We start from the raw sequence: 18,491 nt of genomic DNA, 5'->3' as shown, positions 1-18,491 counted from the left end.
ATGTTAAACAATGAGTACAAGAACTCTGCTTTGAAAATATTTTCTTTGAAAGGAAATGAACCGTTAGCCCAAGAAGTAGCAGATCATGTTGGAATTGAACTTGGAAAGTGTTCTGTAAAACGTTTCAGCGATGGAGAAATTCAAATCAATATAGAAGAAAGCATTCGTGGTTGCGATGTATTTATTATTCAACCCACTTCAAATCCAGTCAACTTGCATTTAATGGAATTATTGATAATGATCGATGCTTGTAAACGTGCATCAGCAGCGAATATTAATATCGTTGTACCTTATTATGGTTATGCACGTCAAGATAGAAAAGCGCGTAGTCGTGAGCCGATTACTGCTAAATTAGTAGCAAACTTAATCGAAACGGCTGGAGCAGATCGTATGATTGCTTTAGATTTACATGCACCACAAATTCAAGGGTTCTTTGATATTCCAATTGATCACTTAATGGGTGTGCCAATCTTAGCGGAATACTTCAAAAATGACACAGATCTTGATCTTGAAGAGTGTGTTGTAGTTTCTCCAGACCATGGTGGTGTGACAAGAGCACGTAAACTTGCAGACATCCTTAAAACACCAATTGCTATTATTGATAAACGTCGTCCAAAACCAAACGTAGCAGAGGTTATGAATATTGTTGGTGATATCGATGGTCGTACAGCAATTATTATCGATGATATTATCGATACAGCAGGTACAATTACATTGGCAGCACAAGCATTAAAAGATAAAGGGGCAAAAGACGTATATGCATGTTGTACTCACCCTGTCCTCTCTGGTCCAGCAAGAGAACGTATCGAAAACTCAGCAATTAAAGAGTTAGTAGTAACGAATTCAATTCAATTAGAAGATAGTCGTAAACCAAATAATACAAAAGAATTATCAGTAGCAGGTTTATTATCACAGGCAATCATTCGTGTATACGAACGTGAATCTGTTAGTGTGCTATTTGACTAATAAACATAACGAATGTATAATGGTTTCGTTCGTGGTTTCGCGAGCATTTGAAAATAAACACTTGCAAGCAACGATAAGTTGATGGGCAAGTGAGGGGCTCTTGTATAGAGCAAAGATGAAAGGTGGAAATGAATATGACTGCATTAAAGTCAATTATTCGTCAAGGTAAACAAACACGTTCTGACCTTAAAACATTAAGAAACACTGGTAAAGTACCTGCAATCGTATATGGTTTCGGTACAAAAAATACTTCTGTTAAAGTAGACGAAGTAGAATTTATCAAAGTTATCCGTGAAGTTGGACGTAACGGTGTCATCGATTTAGGCGTAGGTTCTAAAACTATCAAAGTAATGGTTTCAGACTACCAATTCGATCCACTTAAAAACCAAATCACTCACATTGATTTCTTAGCAATCAATATGACTGAAGAACGTACTGTTGAAGTACCAGTTCAATTAGTAGGAGAAGCAGCAGGAACTAAAGAAGGTGGCGTTGTTGAACAACCATTATTCAACCTTGAAGTTACAGCTACTCCTGATAACATTCCTGAAGCAATTGAAGTTGAAATTAGTGAATTAAACATTAACGATAGTATTTCAGTAGCAGATATTAAAGTATCAGGCGACTTTACAATCGAAAATGAAGGTACTGATTCAGTAGTAACTGTAGTTGCTCCAACTGAAGAACCAACTGAAGAAGAAATCGAAGCAATGGAAGGCGATTCAGAAACTGCTGAGCCTGAAGTTGTAGGCAAAGAAAAAGAAGAATAATAATATTTTCTACCCTTTAAATTTTCTTGTGCATTGACGTTGTCAATGCTACAGCATCTTATAAAAAAGCACCGTGCTTAATACGTTAAGCAGGTGCTTTTTTATGTTATTATAGTGAATGATACGGAAAATAATTTGTGTATGTACATAAGAATGTGCAAACTTTTTAGAAAAAAAGTGCTATAAAAGTGAGAACAACAATTGGAGGTAACATAATGAAATGTATTGTAGGTCTAGGCAATATAGGTAAACGCTTTGAACAAACAAGACATAATATTGGTTTTGAGGTTATAGATTATATGTTAGACCAAAATCAATTCAAGCTAGATAAACAAAAGTTTAAAGGTGCCTATACTATTGAACGAATTGCAGGAGAGAAAGTCATGTTTATCGAACCGATGACAATGATGAATCTATCCGGCGAAGCTGTAGGTCCATTGATGAAATATTACAATATTGAAATAGATGAATTATTAGTGTTGTATGATGACTTAGATTTACCACAAGGCGAAATACGTTTAAGACAAAAAGGTAGTGCTGGCGGTCATAATGGTATGAAATCAATTATTCAAGTATTGGGAACAGACCAATTTAAGCGTATTCGAATCGGGGTAGATCGTCCATCAAATGGTATGGCCATTGTTGACTATGTATTGCAAAAATTTTCAAAACAAGAAATGGAAACGATGGATAAAGTAATAGACCATTCTGCACGTGCGGTTGAGGCTTTTATAGAAAGTTCTAGATTTGATCGTGTGATGAATGAATATAATGGTGAAGTCAATTGAAATCAATAATTACAGAATATATAAATGGAGATAAGCGTTATCAAGAATTAGACGCAGTATTTGGCAAAGAGAATGTTTTAGTAACAGGGCTGTCTTCGGCGGCTAAGGCAACAATTATATCTGAAAAGTTTTTGCATACTTCAAAACAATTATTAGTTGTGACCAACAATTTATATCAAGCAGATAAGTTAGAAAGTGATTTATCACAATTTGTAGATGCAGAAGATATATATAAATATCCAATGCAAGATATCATGACTGAAGAATTTTCAACGCAAAGCCCTCAATTTATGAGTGAGCGTGTACGTACACTGACGGCGCTTGCTCAAGAAAAAAGAGGGTTATTTATCGTACCATTAAATGGTTTGAAAAAATGGCTTACCCCTGTAGAAATGTGGAAATCCCATCAATTGTCATTATCGGTAGGTGACGATATTGATACGGATACCCTCTTAAACAAACTGGTGAACATGGGATATCGTAGAGAAAGTGTCGTTTCACACATAGGAGAATTTTCATTACGAGGTGGAATTATAGACATTTATCCACTTATTGGTAAACCAGTAAGGATTGAATTATTTGATACTGAAATAGATTCAATACGTGATTTTGATGTGGAAACCCAAAGGTCAGAGGGGAATATAGATTCGGTAAATATAACTACAGCTAGTGATTATATTATTACGGATAACGTCTTAAAACATACAAAGTTAAAACTTAAAGAAGCGTATGAACATACACGCCCTAAAATAGATAAATCCGTTCGTCAGGAGTTAAAAGAAACTTATGATAGTTTCCAACTCTATGAATCATCAATATTGGATCATCAAGTCTTGCGTCGCCTAGTAGCATTTATGTATGAACAACCAGCGACGATTATAGATTATTTTAAAAATGATGCTATCGTAGCGATTGATGAATATAATAGAGTTAAAGAAAGTGAAACATCACTTTTAACGGAAGCGGATGACTTTATACAGAATTTAATAGAAAGTGGTAAGGGATTTATCGGGCAAAGCTTTTTACAATATGATGGATTCGAGACATTACTCAAATCCCACCCGCTAACTTATTTCACATTATTCACAGCAACTATGCCGGTTCAGTTAAACGAAATTATTAAGTTTTCGTGTAAACCTGTACAACAATTTTATGGACAATATGATATTATGCGTTCGGAATTTCAGCGCTATATTCAAAATGATTATACAGTAGTCGTCTTGGCAGAAACTGAAGTGAAAAAAGAACGTATACAAGAGATGCTAAATGAAATGCATATACCGACATTTATCGATACCCCAAGTCATCGTAGCAATGGTGGAAGTGCAATTATTACTGAAGGCAGCCTGTCAGAGGGGTTTGAATTGCCTTATATGCAACTTGTTGTCGTTACAGAACGTGAACTTTTTAAATCTAAACAGAAGAAAAAGCCAAAACAGCAAAAAGCACTCACAAATGCTGAGAAGATCAAGTCTTATCAGGATTTAAAAGTTGGAGATTATGTTGTACATGTTCATCATGGTGTGAGTAGATATTTAGGAGTCGAAACTTTAGAAGTAAGTGGCGTTCATAAAGATTATATCAAATTGCAATACAAAGGTACCGATCAGTTATTTGTACCTGTAGACCAAATGGATCAAGTGCAGAAATATGTGGCCTCAGAAGACAAATCACCAAAATTAAACAAACTTGGTGGTACAGATTGGAAAAAAACGAAAGCTAAAGTACAGCAAAGTGTTGAGGACATTGCAGATGAACTAATTGATTTATATAAAGAGCGTGAAATGTCTGTTGGCTATAAGTATGGGCCAGATACGGCTGAACAAAATGATTTTGAATTGGATTTCCCATATGAACTAACGCCTGACCAAAGTAAATCCATTGATGAAATTAAACAGGATATGGAAATAGAACGTCCAATGGATAGATTGCTATGTGGTGATGTTGGTTATGGCAAGACAGAAGTAGCTGTTCGAGCTGCGTTTAAAGCTGTCATGGAAGGTAAGCAAGTTGCTTTCTTAGTTCCAACGACAATTCTTGCCCAACAACATTACGAAACATTAATAGAACGCATGCAAGATTTTCCCATTGAAGTTCAACTGATAAGTCGCTTTAGAACGACTAAAGAAGTTAAAGAGACGAAAGAAGGTTTGAAATCAGGCTTTGTTGATATCGTAGTAGGAACACATAAATTACTTGGCAAAGACATCCACTATAAGGATTTAGGGCTACTTATTGTGGATGAAGAACAGCGTTTTGGTGTACGTCATAAAGAAAGAATTAAATCACTTAAAACCAATGTGGATGTCTTGACGTTGACAGCGACACCTATTCCACGCACATTGCATATGAGTATGTTAGGTGTACGTGATTTATCTGTTATTGAAACACCACCAGAAAATCGATTTCCAGTACAAACCTATGTGTTAGAACAAAATACAAACTTTATAAAAGAAGCGCTAGAAAGAGAAGTATCACGTGAAGGACAAGTTTTTTATCTGTATAATAAAGTGCAGTCTATCTATGAGAAACGTGAACAGTTACAAATGTTAATGCCTGATGCGAACATTGGTGTAGCGCATGGCCAAATGAGTGAGGGCGATTTAGAGGAAACGATGCTAGGATTTATCAATCATGAATATGATATTCTTGTAACGACCACTATCATTGAAACAGGGGTAGATGTCCCTAATGCAAATACGCTTATCATTGAAGATGCAGATCGTTTTGGCCTTAGCCAACTGTATCAATTGAGAGGACGCGTAGGTCGTTCTAGTCGTATCGGCTATGCATATTTCTTGCACCCAACTAATAAAGTATTGACTGAAACTGCAGAAGATCGTTTGCAAGCAATTAAAGAATTTACTGAATTAGGTTCAGGATTTAAAATTGCTATGAGAGATTTGAATATTCGTGGTGCGGGTAATCTATTAGGAAAGCAACAACATGGATTTATCGACTCTGTTGGTTTTGATTTATACTCTCAAATGCTTGAAGAAGCAGTTAATGAAAAACGCGGTGTAACAGTAGAAACTGAAGATGCGCCAGAAGTTGAAATAGAACTTAATATCGATGCTTATTTACCAGCTGAATATATTCAAAATGAACAAGCGAAAATTGAAATTTATAAAAAATTACGTAAAATCGAGACACAAGATCAACTGATGGATGTCAAAGATGAGTTAATAGATCGTTTCAATGATTATCCTGTAGAAGTTGAGAGATTGTTAGATATGATGGAAATTAAAGTGCATGCATTACATGCAGGTGTCACTGCAATTAAAGATGTTAATAAACAAGTAGAGATTTATTTATCCGAAAAAGGAACGACAGATATTAACGGAGAAACATTGTTCAAACAAACGCAACCACTTGGTCGTACAATGAAAGTTGGCGTACAAGATGGTAAAATGAAATTAACATTAAATAAAACAGGCGCATGGTTAGATAATTTGAAATTCTTAGCTAAATGTTTAGAAGAAAGTATGGTTATAGTAGATGAAGTCTAAGTCTGATAAACATGCGGCCTTTAATGGCGTAGTTGCACTGACTTTAGCGCTTGTTATAGTGAAAATCTTAAGTGCTATTTATCGCGTACCATATCAAAATATATTGGGTGATGAAGGGTTATACGCATATCAACAAATATATCCTATTGTTGCTTTAGGTGTTATTTTGACAATGAATGCGATTCCGAGTGCAGTTACACAATCATTTGATACTGTAGGTCAAGCGAAACAATATACGAAAGTATTGATAACCCTACAAATGATTAGTGCTGCGTTTTTCTTGATTTTACTTGTAAGTGCCAAATGGGTCGCCTTGTTAATGGGTGATATCAACTTGACACCAATGCTTAGAGCGGCCAGTTTTAGTTTTTTATTTATTGGAATATTAGGTGTATATAGAGGTTACTATCAAGCACAAAAACTGATGAATGCACCTGCATTATCACAAGTGATTGAGCAATTTGTACGTGTATCGATTATAATGATAGCTGTTGTATTATTTATGACGCAACACTGGTCGATATATGCTGCAGGTACTTTAGCAATTGCAGGTTCGGCTGCAGGATTTTTAGCTTCTAGTATATTTCTAATAAAACAAAAGCCGTTTAAACTGACAAGACCAGATGCTCAGTCAAATATTGAATGGCGAAAACTCGCATTGGCAATTATCGTTTTCGCAGTCAGTCAACTGATTGTTATTGTCTGGCAAGTAGTAGATAGCTTCACTGTATTACATGCGTTAAAAAGTACAGGCTTGAATTTCCGACAAGCAGCGACCCAAAAAGGGATATATGATAGAGGTGCTTCCTTTATACAAATGGGATTGATTGTAACGACTACATTTAGTTTCGTGCTTATCCCCTTACTGACAGAAGCAATAAAAGAGAAGCACGATATCCTAACTAATCGTTATGCAAATGCGTCTATTAAGATTACGGTTATGTTTAGTGTTGCTGCAGGAGTGGGATTAATTAACATATTGCCGGTTATGAACACTGTATTTTTTAAAAATGATAGTTTAACAGGGACATTAGCTATCTATATGCTTACAGTGATATGTGTCTCACTTATCATGATGGATATTGCATTGCTACAAGTGAAACAACAAGTGCGCGTAGTCTTATTAGCTTTTACGATTGGTGTTATCAGTAAAATTTTACTTAATGTTATATTAATACCTCATCTATTGATGCTAGGTGGTAGTTTGAGTACAGTAATATCATTAATCTTATTTACGCTTATTTTGCATTTTAACGTATTAAAACATTATAAATTTCAAACTATGCGAAAATTTGTACTTAAATTGATATTAACTATGCTTATGTTATCTATAGCTGTACAAGTGACGATGTGGCTTATTCCAACACATGGGCGTATGGGTGGTTTGATAGAATTATTGATAGCGGCATCTATAGGCGTGCTAGTCATCCTATTTGCTACGATTCATTTACAATTATTAAGTTATAGAGAGTTAAAGCATTTGCCTTTTGGTAATAAGCTATATCATATGAAAAGAGGGAAACACTAATGGCACGTCATATTACAATTGTAGGATTAGGGAACTATGGTCTTGATGATTTACCTTTAGGTATATATAAATACTTAAAAAAACAATCGACAGTATATACGCGAACATTAGACCACCCTGTAATTAACGAATTGAAAGAAGATATAGAATTTCGAAGTTTTGACGCTCAATATGAAGCACACAAATCGTTTGATGATGTTTATGATAGTATAGTAAAAAATTTAATAGCAGCTTCGCAGCACGAAAATGTTGTTTATACAGTGCCTGGTCATCCTCGAGTGGCTGAAACAACGACTGTGAAATTAGAAGCATATGCAAAGGCGCATAACGATATTCAAATTGAAGTTTTAGGTGGCAAAAGCTTTATTGATGATATTTTTGAAGCGGTTAAAATAGATCCTAATGACGGCTTTACAATGCTAGATGCAACAGCAATAAAAGCGAATCAATTAAATATTCGTACGCATACACTTATAACTCAAGTATATAGTCCCATGACGGCAGGCGATTTAAAAGTGACGTTAATGGAAAAGTATGATGATGAACAAATCGTGTATATCGTAGATGGCGCAAAAAACAACGATGCAAATGTTATTGAGACACCATTATTTGAATTAGATCATTATGCATCAATTTTTAGTAACTTAACTAGCGTCTTGATTCCTAAAGTTGAGCTAGAAGCGTCTTACTACAGCGATTTCTATTTTGCAGCCAATATCATAGACCAGCTTGTGGATGAAGAACAAGGCTGTCCATGGGATAAAGTGCAAACACATCATACGTTGAAACGTTATTTATTGGAAGAGTCGTTTGAATTATTTGAAGCCATCGATAATGAGGACGATTGGCATATTATTGAAGAATTAGGTGACATACTCTTACAAGTATTATTGCATACAAGTATTGGTAAAAAAGAAGGGTACCTTGATATTAACGAGGTCATTGAAAGCCTTTCAGCTAAAATGATACGTAGACACCCTCATATTTTTGGTGACGCAGATGCACAAGATATAGATGATTTAAAAAATATTTGGGCAGATGCAAAAGCAAAAGAGGGGAAAATACAACGAGTAAAATTCGAAAAAGTATTTGCAGAGCATTTCTTGAAGTTGTATGATAAAACAAAAAATATGTCGTTAGACGAAGATGCTTTAAAACGTCTTTTGGAGCAAGGAGGAGAAGGAATATGAGATTAGATAAATACCTCAAAGTATCGAGATTAGTGAAACGTCGCACATTAGCTAAAGAAATCAGTGATCAAGGGCGTGTGACTGTGAATGGTTCGGTTGCAAAAGCGGGAACAGACGTTAAAGTGACTGATGAACTTACAATTAGATTTGGACAGAAAATTGTAACTATAAACGTAACTGGATTAAGTGAACATGCAACGAAAGAAAATGCGAAAGGCATGTACGAATTAGTTAAAGAAGAAAAAGTTAGTGGAAATTAAACAGGAGGTGACAAGCTATGAGTAAAAAAGTAGAAAATATAGGAAATACGTTTACTTCTGCTGAGAATAAAAAGAAACAAAAGCAGAGAATGAGAAGACGTGTTGTACGTAAACGTATCACATTATTTGGTGGTATTTTACTAGCTATTATTATCATTTTATCCATAATGCTTGTCACTCAAAAGCAAAGTAATAGTGAAGATGCAGTCGAGCGTCAACACAAAGAAGAAAAATATCAAAAACAACAAGATGAAGAACTTGCATTAAAAGAACAATTGAACAACCTTAATGATAAAAGTTATATAGAAAAAGTTGCTCGAGATGATTACTATTTAAGTAATGATGGAGAAGTGGTTTTTAAACTACCAGACGATAAGTCAAAAGCAGAATCCAAATCTGCCAAACAAGATAAATAACAAAATTTATTTTTTTGAATCATAATACCATTGTTAAATTATGCAAACAGGCATATAATAAGGTTAAAATCGAAACAAATCGGGAGGATTTATTTACAATATGTCAATCGAAATAGGAAACAAGCTTAAAGGTAAAGTCACAGGAATCAAAAAGTTTGGCGCTTTTGTCGAACTTCCTGAAGGAAAAAGTGGCTTAGTTCACATAAGTGAAGTTGCAGATAATTACGTAGAAAACGTAGAAGATCACTTATCTGTTGGTGATGAAGTAGAAGTGAAAGTGCTCTCAATTGCTGATGATGGAAAAATTAGTTTATCAATTAAGAAAGCAAAAGATCGTCCGCGTAAACCTCAAAGTAAACCGAGTCACAAACCACCTCAACCAAAAGGTGAAGATTTTGAGAAGAAATTAACAAATTTCTTGAAAGATAGTGAAGATAAATTAACTTCTATTAAACGTCAAACGGAATCTAGACGTGGTGGAAAAGGCGCTAAACGCTAATAAGCATAACCCACATATGTTTCAAAATTGAGCGAGTGCATAACAATCTAAGGCTGTTTTCTTTCTGAAGGAAACAGTCTCTTTTTTATTGTATATTTGCAATAGTACTTTAATAATAGGAAAAAGCTAAAGTAGTGTTTTGTACGGGAGGTAGAAGTATTGAAAGTTAACACTGAAGGATGGTCTGAAAATAATCACGTCGTATTAGCAGTTTCTACTGGTATTGACAGTATGGCGTTGTTACATCAACTCATTTCACGCTTAAAGCATTCATATGCGAAGTTAACTTGTTTGCATGTGAATCATCATATACGTTCCGTTGCATCAGAAGAAGAAGCGTTTATTAAAGCATTTTGCGCTACACATGACATACCATTATATGTTCATCATCTTGATTTATCTAGTGTGATTGCAAAAGGAAATAGTATTGAGAGTGAAGCTAGACATGCACGATATCAATGGTTTGATGAGATGATGTTGAAATTAAATGCAGATGTATTACTCACTGCGCATCATTTAGATGATCAAATCGAAACGATATTTTATAGACTCATGACGGGTCGTTCCACTAGAAGTAGTTTAGGTATGTCACAACATGCATTGAGAGGTCATTATAGTTTATACAGACCACTGTTAACCATTGCTAAAAGTGAAATTCGTAATTACCAAGAGCGATATCAAATTCCCTATTATGAAGATGAAACTAATGCTGAAAATCATTATGTTAGAAATGACATTCGCAATCGAATTTTACCCGAAATTGAAGCGAATCAACATCTCTCGACAGAACAATTATTAAAATTAAAGGACTGGCATGACGAACAATTAGAAGTTATTAGAAATGAAGCACACCAATTTGTTGATAATTCAGTAGAGTTTTGTCAACAGAATACTAAAATTTTGGTTTCGAGGAGTCAATTTTTAAATTTGCGCCATGCTGTGAAAATGGCAGTATTGGATAAAGTCTTTGAAATAGTGTCTCTCGACAGAACAATCACTGAAAAAACATATGATGAATGGTTCAAACAACTGGCTGAAAATGTGTCACAAACTACATTATATACAACAGATAAATGGATAATTCATATAGCTTATGATAAATTTATCATAATGGCAAATTATGAAGCAAAGCTACAACCAACAAAGATTAATCAGCAAGGGATTTACAATTTTGGTCACTATACTATCCAAGTGACTAAGCATGTTCCTTTAGATTGTTTTCCGCTTATTGTACGAACGAGAAAAGATGGAGACAAATTTGCACTCAATGGCAGGGCCGGACACAAAAAGGTGAGCCGATTGTTTATTGATAAAAAGGTGATACAATCTGAACGTGATGAAATGCCTATTATTGTAAATGCACATAATGAAATCATTGCTGTTGGAACGTTGTTTTTAAAGCAAAAATATAAGCAATTAATTTTTATAAGAAATACGGGAGAGGAATGAAATTATGAGAGATGATTTAAAAGAAGTATTATTATCAGAAGAAGATATTGAACAAATTTGTAAGGATTTAGGTGCTGAAATTACAGCGTCGTATAGTGGAAAGCCGTTAGTTTGTATTGGGATTTTAAAAGGTTCTGTAATGTTTATGGCAGACTTAATTAAACATATCGATACGCATTTAGCTATAGATTTCATGGATGTTTCAAGTTATCACGGTGGGACTGAATCAACAGGAGAAGTTCAAATTTTAAAAGATTTAAGTTCATCTATTGAAAATAAAGATGTATTAATAATTGAAGATATCTTGGAAACGGGTACTACTTTGAAGTCGATTACTAAATTACTTGAATCTCGTGGTGTAAACTCACTTGAAATTGTTACACTACTTGATAAACCTAACCGTCGTAAAGCCAATATCGAAGCTAAATACGTAGGCAAAAAAATTCCAGACGAATTTGTAGTGGGTTATGGTTTAGATTACGCTGAAAATTATAGAAATTTACCTTATATTGGCACATTGAAACCAGAAATCTATTCAAACTAAAGCAATACAATTTATTCGTGGGAAAAGTTGTTATATACTATAAGTTCAAGTCAGTTTAAATGGTTAAATGGAAATAGTACAAATATGCTAAAAACATTTTAAATTTAATACATAAACTTAGGTAAGCTTTAAAATATCAAAAATACTTTAACTTAATGGGCGCTTTTTAGTCATATTTAAAGTAAAATGAGAACTAAAATTAAATATAAAACATAAAGAATTGTAAACACAACGCAAAAGTTGAAATACTAGCCTAAAACCGGCGCTTTGTGTTACAATTTTTGTTAGTTTTATTATTGAAGTAGGAGGAAACGACGCATGCAGAAGGCCTTTCGTAATGTGCTAGTTATCGCAATCATTGGCGTTATTATCTTTGGTTTGTTTTCGTGGCTCAACGGAAATGGGAATATGCCAAAGCAACTTACATATAACCAATTTGTGAAGCAATTAGATAAAGGTGATTTAAAATCACTTGAAATCCAACCTGAACAAAATGTGTATATGGTAAGTGGGAAAACGAAAAAAGGTGAAGATTATTCTTCAACAATTTTATATAACAACGATAAAGAGCTCGAAAAAATAACGGATAAAGCACAAAGTCAAGATGGATTGAATTTTACAGTTAAAGAAGAAGAAAAACAAAGTGTGTTTGTTAGTATTTTAACAACATTAATTCCAGTATTAATTATTGCTCTATTATTTATATTCTTCCTTAGCCAAGCTCAAGGTGGCGGCGGTGGCGGCGGTCGTATGATGAACTTTGGTAAATCCAAAGCAAAAATGTACGACAGTCAGAAAAAACGTGTACGCTTCTCAGATGTAGCTGGTGCAGATGAAGAAAAACAAGAATTAATTGAAATAGTAGATTTCTTAAAAGACAATAAGCAATTTAAACAAATGGGATCAAGAATTCCAAAAGGTGTGCTATTAGTTGGCCCTCCAGGTACAGGGAAAACGTTATTAGCACGTGCAGTTGCTGGTGAAGCAGGTACACCTTTCTTCTCAATCAGTGGTTCAGACTTTGTTGAGATGTTTGTGGGTGTCGGTGCAAGTCGTGTACGTGACTTGTTCGAAAACGCTAAGAAAAATGCACCATGTATTATCTTTATAGATGAAATTGATGCGGTTGGTCGTCAACGTGGCGCTGGTGTCGGTGGCGGACATGATGAACGTGAGCAAACGTTAAACCAATTACTTGTTGAAATGGATGGATTTGGTGAAAATGAAGGTATCATTATGATAGCTGCTACTAACCGTCCTGATATTTTAGACCCAGCTTTATTACGTCCGGGTCGTTTCGATAGACAAATCCAAGTAGGTCGTCCAGATGTAAAAGGACGTGAAGCTATTCTTCATGTTCATTCTAAGAACAAACCACTTGATGAAACAGTTGACTTAAAAGCTGTTTCTCAAAGAACACCTGGTTTCTCTGGTGCCGATTTAGAAAATCTTCTTAATGAAGCATCATTAGTAGCAGTTCGTGAAGGTAAGAAGAAAATCGACATGCGTGATATAGAAGAAGCGACAGATAGAGTAATTGCAGGTCCAGCTAAAAAATCACGTGTTATTTCAGAAAAAGAACGTAATATTGTAGCACATCATGAAGCTGGTCATACGATTATTGGTATGGTACTTGATGAAGCAGAAATCGTGCATAAAGTTACAATCGTACCACGTGGCCAAGCTGGCGGTTATGCTATGATGTTACCAAAACAAGATCGTTTCTTAATGACTGAACCAGAATTATTAGATAAAATTTGTGGTCTGCTTGGTGGACGTGTTTCTGAAGATATTAACTTTAATGAAGTATCAACAGGTGCATCTAACGACTTTGAACGTGCAACACAAATTGCACGTCAGATGGTTACAGAATATGGTATGAGTAAAAAACTTGGCCCAATTCAATTTGCCAGCAGTAGTAATGGACAAGTCTTCTTAGGTAAAGATATGCAAGGTGAGCCAGAATATTCTGGACAGATTGCATATGAAATTGATAAAGAAGTGCAACGTATTATTAAAGAACAATATGAGCGTTGTAAAAACATCCTTATAGAACACAAAACACAATTGATACTAATTGCTGAGTCATTATTGACAGAAGAAACATTAGTAGCTGAACAAATCCATTCATTATTCTATGATGGCGTATTACCAGAAGTTGATTACGATGGCGCAGAAGTCGTGCAAAACAAAGATGATAACTTCGATGAAGGTAAATACGGTAAATCTTATGAAGATGTTCGTCAAGAACAATCAAGTAAAGATGGACAAGAAGGTCGTGGAAATTCACAAGATGAGGATAGACAGGACAATGACACAGAACAAACAGGTCATGAACAACCACCTAATATCGATAAACCAAGTGACCCAAGCAACCCAAATGATCCAAGTAATAGAAATTAATGACTGAACATAAATTGCTCTTTCTGCTATCATATTGATAGTAGGAAGAGCTTTTTTCTGCTGAGTACAATCTGGAAAGTTTTGTCAAACAAATGTTTAGCATTTTTTTATAGTAACCAGTACAATAAATTGAATTGAAATAATGAAAAATATTCAATGCGAAATAACCACTTAAATTTAAATGAGATAACGTTAAAAGGAGAAATAAAAATGACGAATGATTATATAGTTAAAGCATTAGCATTTGGAGGGCAAATTCGTGCTTATAGCGCATGGACAACAGACAGTGTTCAAGAAGCACAAACAAAACATTATACATGGCCAACTGCCTCAGCTGCACTAGGGCGTACGATGACAGCAACGGTTATGATGGGCGCTATGTTAAATGACAATCAAAAACTTACGGTAACGGTTGATGGTCATGGACCTATTGGAAAGATTATTGCTGATGCAGATGCACAAGGCAATATTAGGGGGTATGTGACGCATCCGCAAACCCATTTTCCATTAAATGATATGGGTAAATTAGACGTAAGTCGTGCTGTAGGTAATAGTGGCTCATTGACTGTAGTTAAAGATGTAGGTATGAAAGACTATTTTTCCGGTTCTAGTGAATTGGTATCTGGTGAATTAGGTGATGACTTCACTTATTATTTCGCTAAAAGTGAACAAGTCCCATCCTCAGTTGGCTTAGGTGTACTTGTGAATCCAGATAACACAATTAAAGCCGCAGGTGGGTTTATTATACAAGTGATGCCAGGAGCAGCAGAAGAAACAATTACCAAATTGGAAGATGCAATTAATAATATGAAGCCAGTTTCAAAATTAATTGAACAAGGTTTATCTCCAGAAGAAATTCTTTTTGAAATTTTGGGTGAAGAAAATGTACAAATTTTAGATGAATTATCTTCAAAATTCGAATGTAACTGTGGACATGAAAAATTCTTGAATGCAATCAAAGGATTGGGAGAAGCTGAAATTCAAAGTATGATTGATGAAGATAAAGGCGCTGAAGCAGAATGTCACTTCTGTAGAACAAAATATCAATTTTCTGAAAGTGAACTACAGGAATTATTAGAAAAAATAAAGTAAAACGGTTACAATAAATGGGAATAAACTTCTAATTAAAGTAATATATATAAATTCGGGTTTCATAGTTGTATTTACAGAAAAATCTGATAAAATAAAAGTATATCCGATAGAAAAAGTAGGTTTTTAAAACTTTTTAATGAAAAGGAGCAATACTTATGACAAGTAAACCAGTAGATAATATCGTAAAAGTAATCGGTAATACACCGGTAGTTAAGTTAAACAACGTTGTGGGAGAAGATGCAGCAGACGTATATGTAAAACTTGAATATCAAAATCCAGGCGGTTCTGTAAAAGATCGTATCGCTTTAGCAATGATTGAAGAAGCTGAACAAGCAGGTAAGATTAAACCAGGTGATACGATTGTTGAACCTACAAGTGGTAATACAGGTATCGGTCTTGCTTTCGTATGTGCAGCTAAAGGGTACAAAGCTGTATTCACTATGCCTGAAACGATGAGTCAAGAACGCCGTAACTTATTAAAAGCATATGGCGCCGAAGTTGTGTTAACACCTGGTTCGGAAGCGATGAAAGGTGCTATCAAAAAAGCTAAAGAATTAAAAGAAGAGTTTGGTTACTATGAACCGCAACAATTCGAAAACCCTGCTAACCCTCGTGTACACGAATTAACAACAGGTCCTGAATTAGTGGAACAATTTGATGGCCAAACAATTGATGCATTCTTAGCTGGTGTAGGTACTGGTGGAACATTAAGTGGCGCTGGAAAAGTTTTAAAAGAAAAATATCCAGATATTAATCTTGTAGCAATTGAACCTGAAGATTCACCTGTTTTAAGTGGTGGAGAACCAGGTCCGCATAAATTACAAGGTTTAGGTGCAGGATTTATTCCAGACACATTAAATACAAATATTTATGATGAAATTATCAAAGTAGGTAATGAAACTGCTATGGATATGTCACGTAAAGTAGCTAAAGAAGAAGGTATCTTAGGTGGTATTTCTTCAGGAGCGGCAATTTATGCGGCGATTGAAAAAGCTAAATCACTTGGTAAAGGTAAAACAGTTGTGACTGTATTACCAAGTAATGGTGAACGTTATCTTTCAACGCCATTATATTCTTTCGAAGACTAAAATATGAGAATTCAATAAATACCGGACACATTTTTATTGTGTGGCCGGTATTTATTTTGCTCTTTTTAAGTTTCTAAGCATTATAGTAGTATGAATAACAGGGCAGACAATGATTTTAAGTATTGGGTACTGAAAAAAATAATAAATAACGTTATTATAGAATAGTAATAAGAATGACTGGGCGAAAATCATTTTATAAAATGAAAGGAAGAAGAATGAATATGGCGCACACAAAAATTATGGGGATATTAAATGTAACTCCGGATTCCTTCTCAGATGGTGGTAAATATAATACTGTGGAAAGTGCTGTTAAGAGAGCGAAAGCAATGGTTGATGAAGGTGCTGATATTATTGACATCGGTGGTATATCCACACGTCCTGGTTATGATGAAATTAGTGTGGAAGAAGAAATGAATAGAGTGATTCCTGTTGTGAAAGCATTGAAAGATCTTGATGTCACACTATCAGTCGATACATATAGAAGTGAAGTAGCTGAAGCTGCATTGAAGTTTGGGGCTACGATGATTAATGATCAATGGGCAGGGCTATATGATGAACGTATCTTTGATGTCGTGGCCGAATATGAAGCTGAAATTGTCTTAATGCATAATGGAAATGGTGAAAGGTCAGAACCTGTAGTTGATGAGATGTTAGTTTACTTATTAAAACAAGCTAATATAGCTGAGATGAAGGGAATACCTAAGGATAAAGTGTGGATTGATCCTGGTATTGGCTTTGCTAAGACACGCGACGAAGAGAAGGAAGTTATGGCTCGATTAGATGAACTTGTTGCCACGGAATATCCTGTACTATTAGCGACGAGTAGAAAAAGATTTATTAAAGAAATGATAAATTCAGAAACAACACCTATCGAAAGAGACGAAGCAACTGCTGCAACTACGGCATATGGTATAATGAAAGGTATAAAAGCTGTCAGAGTACACAACGTCGTATTAAATGTTCGTTTAGGACAAAGCATGGATTATTTAAAGGAGAATGATAATGAGCGACACGATTTTTCTTAATGGTATGAGGTTTTACTGTTATCATGGCGCCCTTAAAGCTGAAAATGAAATTGGGCAAATTTTTATTGTAGATATAACTATGAAAGTAGAATTGCATACTGCAGGTCATTCTGATGATGTGGCTGATACAGTTCATTATGGAGAAGTCTTTAATGATGTAAAAGACATTATGGAGGGGCCTCCTGTAAATTTATTAGAGCATCTAGCTGAACGTATTGCAAAACGTATAAATTCACACTATAATCGTGTAATGGAAACGAAAGTTAGAATCACTAAAGAAAATCCACCTATACCAGGACATTATGATGGTGTTGGGGTTGAAATAGTGAGGGAGAATCACTAATGATATACGCATATTTAGGATTAGGAAGTAACATTGGAGATAGAGAAGTACAACTTGAAGAAGCTATTCGTATTTTAGATACATATGAAGGTGTTCAAGTTACACAAAAATCACCAATTTATGAAACAGAGCCAGTAGGTTATGTGGATCAGCCACAATTTTTAAATCAATGTGTTGAGATTCAAACTACTTTAAAACCACACGACTTATTACAAGTGTGTCTCAATACTGAACAGCAACTATATCGTGTGAGAGACATACGGTGGGGGCCAAGGACTTTAGATGTTGATATTCTATTATATGGTAATCAGATTATCGAAGAAGAAGATTTAATTGTGCCGCATCCACGTATGTTGGAACGTGCATTTGTATTAATTCCTTTAAATGATATAGCAGCAGATGTTATTGAACCTCATTCTAATAATAAAATTGGAAATTTAGTGATGACAGATAATTCAGTAAGGAAGTATAAAGATTGAGATGTAATAAATATGTGGAAATTGGAGGTGTAGAGATAAATCATAGTGTAGTTCTTGCTCCTATGGCTGGTGTCTGCAGTTGTGGAACGTGTGAACAAACCAGTAACGTCCAAGATCCACATTAGTTATGATTGCGAGAGAA

Annotated in this window: 17 protein-coding genes; all 17 read left to right on the top strand. The window is 34.9% G+C overall.

Going from position 1 to position 18,491, the window contains the following annotated elements; translation table 11 throughout:
- The 17 genes from QMO72_RS12005 to folK all read left to right on the top strand — a co-directional run bounded on the left by QMO72_RS12005 (position 1) and on the right by folK (position 18,349).
- The gene (locus QMO72_RS12005; protein WP_069822736.1) at positions 1-966 is read left to right on the top strand and encodes a ribose-phosphate diphosphokinase; all 966 of its coding nucleotides are present in this window, start codon (positions 1-3) and stop codon (positions 964-966) included.
- A 134-nt stretch (positions 967-1,100) separates the two neighbouring features.
- Positions 1,101-1,736 (top strand): 50S ribosomal protein L25/general stress protein Ctc, encoded by a 636-nt coding sequence (locus QMO72_RS12000; RefSeq protein ID WP_103266130.1) that lies wholly within the window; start codon positions 1,101-1,103, stop codon positions 1,734-1,736.
- Positions 1,737-1,951: 215 nt separating this feature from the next.
- Complete coding sequence (gene pth, locus QMO72_RS11995; protein WP_069822734.1) at positions 1,952-2,524, top strand: aminoacyl-tRNA hydrolase; 573 nt, start codon at positions 1,952-1,954, stop codon at positions 2,522-2,524.
- A 5-nt stretch (positions 2,525-2,529) separates the two neighbouring features.
- Positions 2,530-6,033: a transcription-repair coupling factor gene (mfd, locus tag QMO72_RS11990; protein WP_433963177.1), complete on the top strand. Its 3,504-nt coding sequence runs from the start codon at positions 2,530-2,532 to the stop codon at positions 6,031-6,033.
- On the top strand, positions 6,023-7,561 hold the full coding sequence (locus tag QMO72_RS11985; protein WP_103266128.1) for a polysaccharide biosynthesis protein: 1,539 nt from the start codon (positions 6,023-6,025) through the stop codon (positions 7,559-7,561). Before mfd ends, QMO72_RS11985 begins: the two co-directional genes overlap by 11 nt.
- Positions 7,561-8,751, top strand: a complete 1,191-nt coding sequence (locus QMO72_RS11980) for a MazG nucleotide pyrophosphohydrolase domain-containing protein (RefSeq protein WP_103266127.1) — start codon at positions 7,561-7,563, stop codon at positions 8,749-8,751. The genes QMO72_RS11985 and QMO72_RS11980 overlap by 1 nt, the downstream gene beginning before the upstream one ends.
- A complete protein-coding gene (locus QMO72_RS11975) occupies positions 8,748-9,011 on the top strand; it encodes an RNA-binding S4 domain-containing protein (RefSeq protein ID WP_103266126.1) in 264 nt (87 codons plus the stop codon). Before QMO72_RS11980 ends, QMO72_RS11975 begins: the two co-directional genes overlap by 4 nt.
- 17 nt (positions 9,012-9,028) lie before the next feature.
- Complete coding sequence (locus QMO72_RS11970; protein ID WP_069822730.1) at positions 9,029-9,427, top strand: FtsB family cell division protein; 399 nt, start codon at positions 9,029-9,031, stop codon at positions 9,425-9,427.
- Between the two features lie 100 nt (positions 9,428-9,527).
- On the top strand, positions 9,528-9,926 hold the full coding sequence (locus QMO72_RS11965) for a S1 domain-containing RNA-binding protein (protein WP_046837969.1): 399 nt from the start codon (positions 9,528-9,530) through the stop codon (positions 9,924-9,926).
- Between the two features lie 159 nt (positions 9,927-10,085).
- Positions 10,086-11,375, top strand: a complete 1,290-nt coding sequence (gene tilS / locus QMO72_RS11960; RefSeq protein WP_103266125.1) for a tRNA lysidine(34) synthetase TilS — start codon at positions 10,086-10,088, stop codon at positions 11,373-11,375.
- A 4-nt stretch (positions 11,376-11,379) separates the two neighbouring features.
- On the top strand, positions 11,380-11,919 hold the full coding sequence (gene hpt, locus QMO72_RS11955) for a hypoxanthine phosphoribosyltransferase (protein ID WP_046837971.1): 540 nt from the start codon (positions 11,380-11,382) through the stop codon (positions 11,917-11,919).
- 318 nt (positions 11,920-12,237) lie between these two features.
- Positions 12,238-14,322 (top strand): ATP-dependent zinc metalloprotease FtsH, encoded by a 2,085-nt coding sequence (gene ftsH / locus QMO72_RS11950; protein ID WP_103266124.1) that lies wholly within the window; start codon positions 12,238-12,240, stop codon positions 14,320-14,322.
- A gap of 210 nt (positions 14,323-14,532) precedes the next feature.
- Positions 14,533-15,414 (top strand): Hsp33 family molecular chaperone HslO, encoded by an 882-nt coding sequence (gene hslO, locus QMO72_RS11945; RefSeq protein WP_103266123.1) that lies wholly within the window; start codon positions 14,533-14,535, stop codon positions 15,412-15,414.
- A 155-nt stretch (positions 15,415-15,569) separates the two neighbouring features.
- A complete protein-coding gene (gene cysK, locus QMO72_RS11940; protein WP_046837974.1) occupies positions 15,570-16,502 on the top strand; it encodes a cysteine synthase A in 933 nt (310 codons plus the stop codon).
- Between the two features lie 221 nt (positions 16,503-16,723).
- Positions 16,724-17,527 (top strand): dihydropteroate synthase, encoded by an 804-nt coding sequence (gene folP, locus QMO72_RS11935; protein ID WP_103266122.1) that lies wholly within the window; start codon positions 16,724-16,726, stop codon positions 17,525-17,527.
- Positions 17,505-17,870 (top strand): dihydroneopterin aldolase, encoded by a 366-nt coding sequence (gene folB / locus QMO72_RS11930; RefSeq protein WP_103266121.1) that lies wholly within the window; start codon positions 17,505-17,507, stop codon positions 17,868-17,870. The genes folP and folB overlap by 23 nt, the downstream gene beginning before the upstream one ends.
- Complete coding sequence (folK, locus tag QMO72_RS11925; RefSeq protein ID WP_103266120.1) at positions 17,870-18,349, top strand: 2-amino-4-hydroxy-6-hydroxymethyldihydropteridine diphosphokinase; 480 nt, start codon at positions 17,870-17,872, stop codon at positions 18,347-18,349. Before folB ends, folK begins: the two co-directional genes overlap by 1 nt.
- Positions 18,350-18,491: the final 142 nt, after the last annotated feature.

This window comes from Staphylococcus casei (assembly GCF_030294405.1).
Lineage (GTDB): Bacteria > Bacillota > Bacilli > Staphylococcales > Staphylococcaceae > Staphylococcus > Staphylococcus succinus.
The sequence above is the reverse complement of the archived record's forward strand: the minus strand, read 5'-3'. Positions and strand labels throughout refer to the sequence as shown.

What these genes read in the sequence shown, in the direction of transcription:
- QMO72_RS12005 (WP_069822736.1), top strand. Translation starts at nt 1, where the DNA reads ATGTTAAACAATGAGTACAAGAACTCTGCTTTGAAAATATTTTCTTTG.
- QMO72_RS12000 (WP_103266130.1), top strand. Translation starts at nt 1,101, where the DNA reads ATGACTGCATTAAAGTCAATTATTCGTCAAGGTAAACAAACACGTTCT.
- pth (WP_069822734.1), top strand. Translation starts at nt 1,952, where the DNA reads ATGAAATGTATTGTAGGTCTAGGCAATATAGGTAAACGCTTTGAACAA.
- QMO72_RS11985 (WP_103266128.1), top strand. Translation starts at nt 6,023, where the DNA reads ATGAAGTCTAAGTCTGATAAACATGCGGCCTTTAATGGCGTAGTTGCA.
- QMO72_RS11980 (WP_103266127.1), top strand. Translation starts at nt 7,561, where the DNA reads ATGGCACGTCATATTACAATTGTAGGATTAGGGAACTATGGTCTTGAT.
- QMO72_RS11975 (WP_103266126.1), top strand. Translation starts at nt 8,748, where the DNA reads ATGAGATTAGATAAATACCTCAAAGTATCGAGATTAGTGAAACGTCGC.
- QMO72_RS11970 (WP_069822730.1), top strand. Translation starts at nt 9,029, where the DNA reads ATGAGTAAAAAAGTAGAAAATATAGGAAATACGTTTACTTCTGCTGAG.
- QMO72_RS11965 (WP_046837969.1), top strand. Translation starts at nt 9,528, where the DNA reads ATGTCAATCGAAATAGGAAACAAGCTTAAAGGTAAAGTCACAGGAATC.
- hpt (WP_046837971.1), top strand. Translation starts at nt 11,380, where the DNA reads ATGAGAGATGATTTAAAAGAAGTATTATTATCAGAAGAAGATATTGAA.
- ftsH (WP_103266124.1), top strand. Translation starts at nt 12,238, where the DNA reads ATGCAGAAGGCCTTTCGTAATGTGCTAGTTATCGCAATCATTGGCGTT.
- hslO (WP_103266123.1), top strand. Translation starts at nt 14,533, where the DNA reads ATGACGAATGATTATATAGTTAAAGCATTAGCATTTGGAGGGCAAATT.
- cysK (WP_046837974.1), top strand. Translation starts at nt 15,570, where the DNA reads ATGACAAGTAAACCAGTAGATAATATCGTAAAAGTAATCGGTAATACA.
- folP (WP_103266122.1), top strand. Translation starts at nt 16,724, where the DNA reads ATGGCGCACACAAAAATTATGGGGATATTAAATGTAACTCCGGATTCC.
- folB (WP_103266121.1), top strand. Translation starts at nt 17,505, where the DNA reads ATGAGCGACACGATTTTTCTTAATGGTATGAGGTTTTACTGTTATCAT.
- folK (WP_103266120.1), top strand. Translation starts at nt 17,870, where the DNA reads ATGATATACGCATATTTAGGATTAGGAAGTAACATTGGAGATAGAGAA.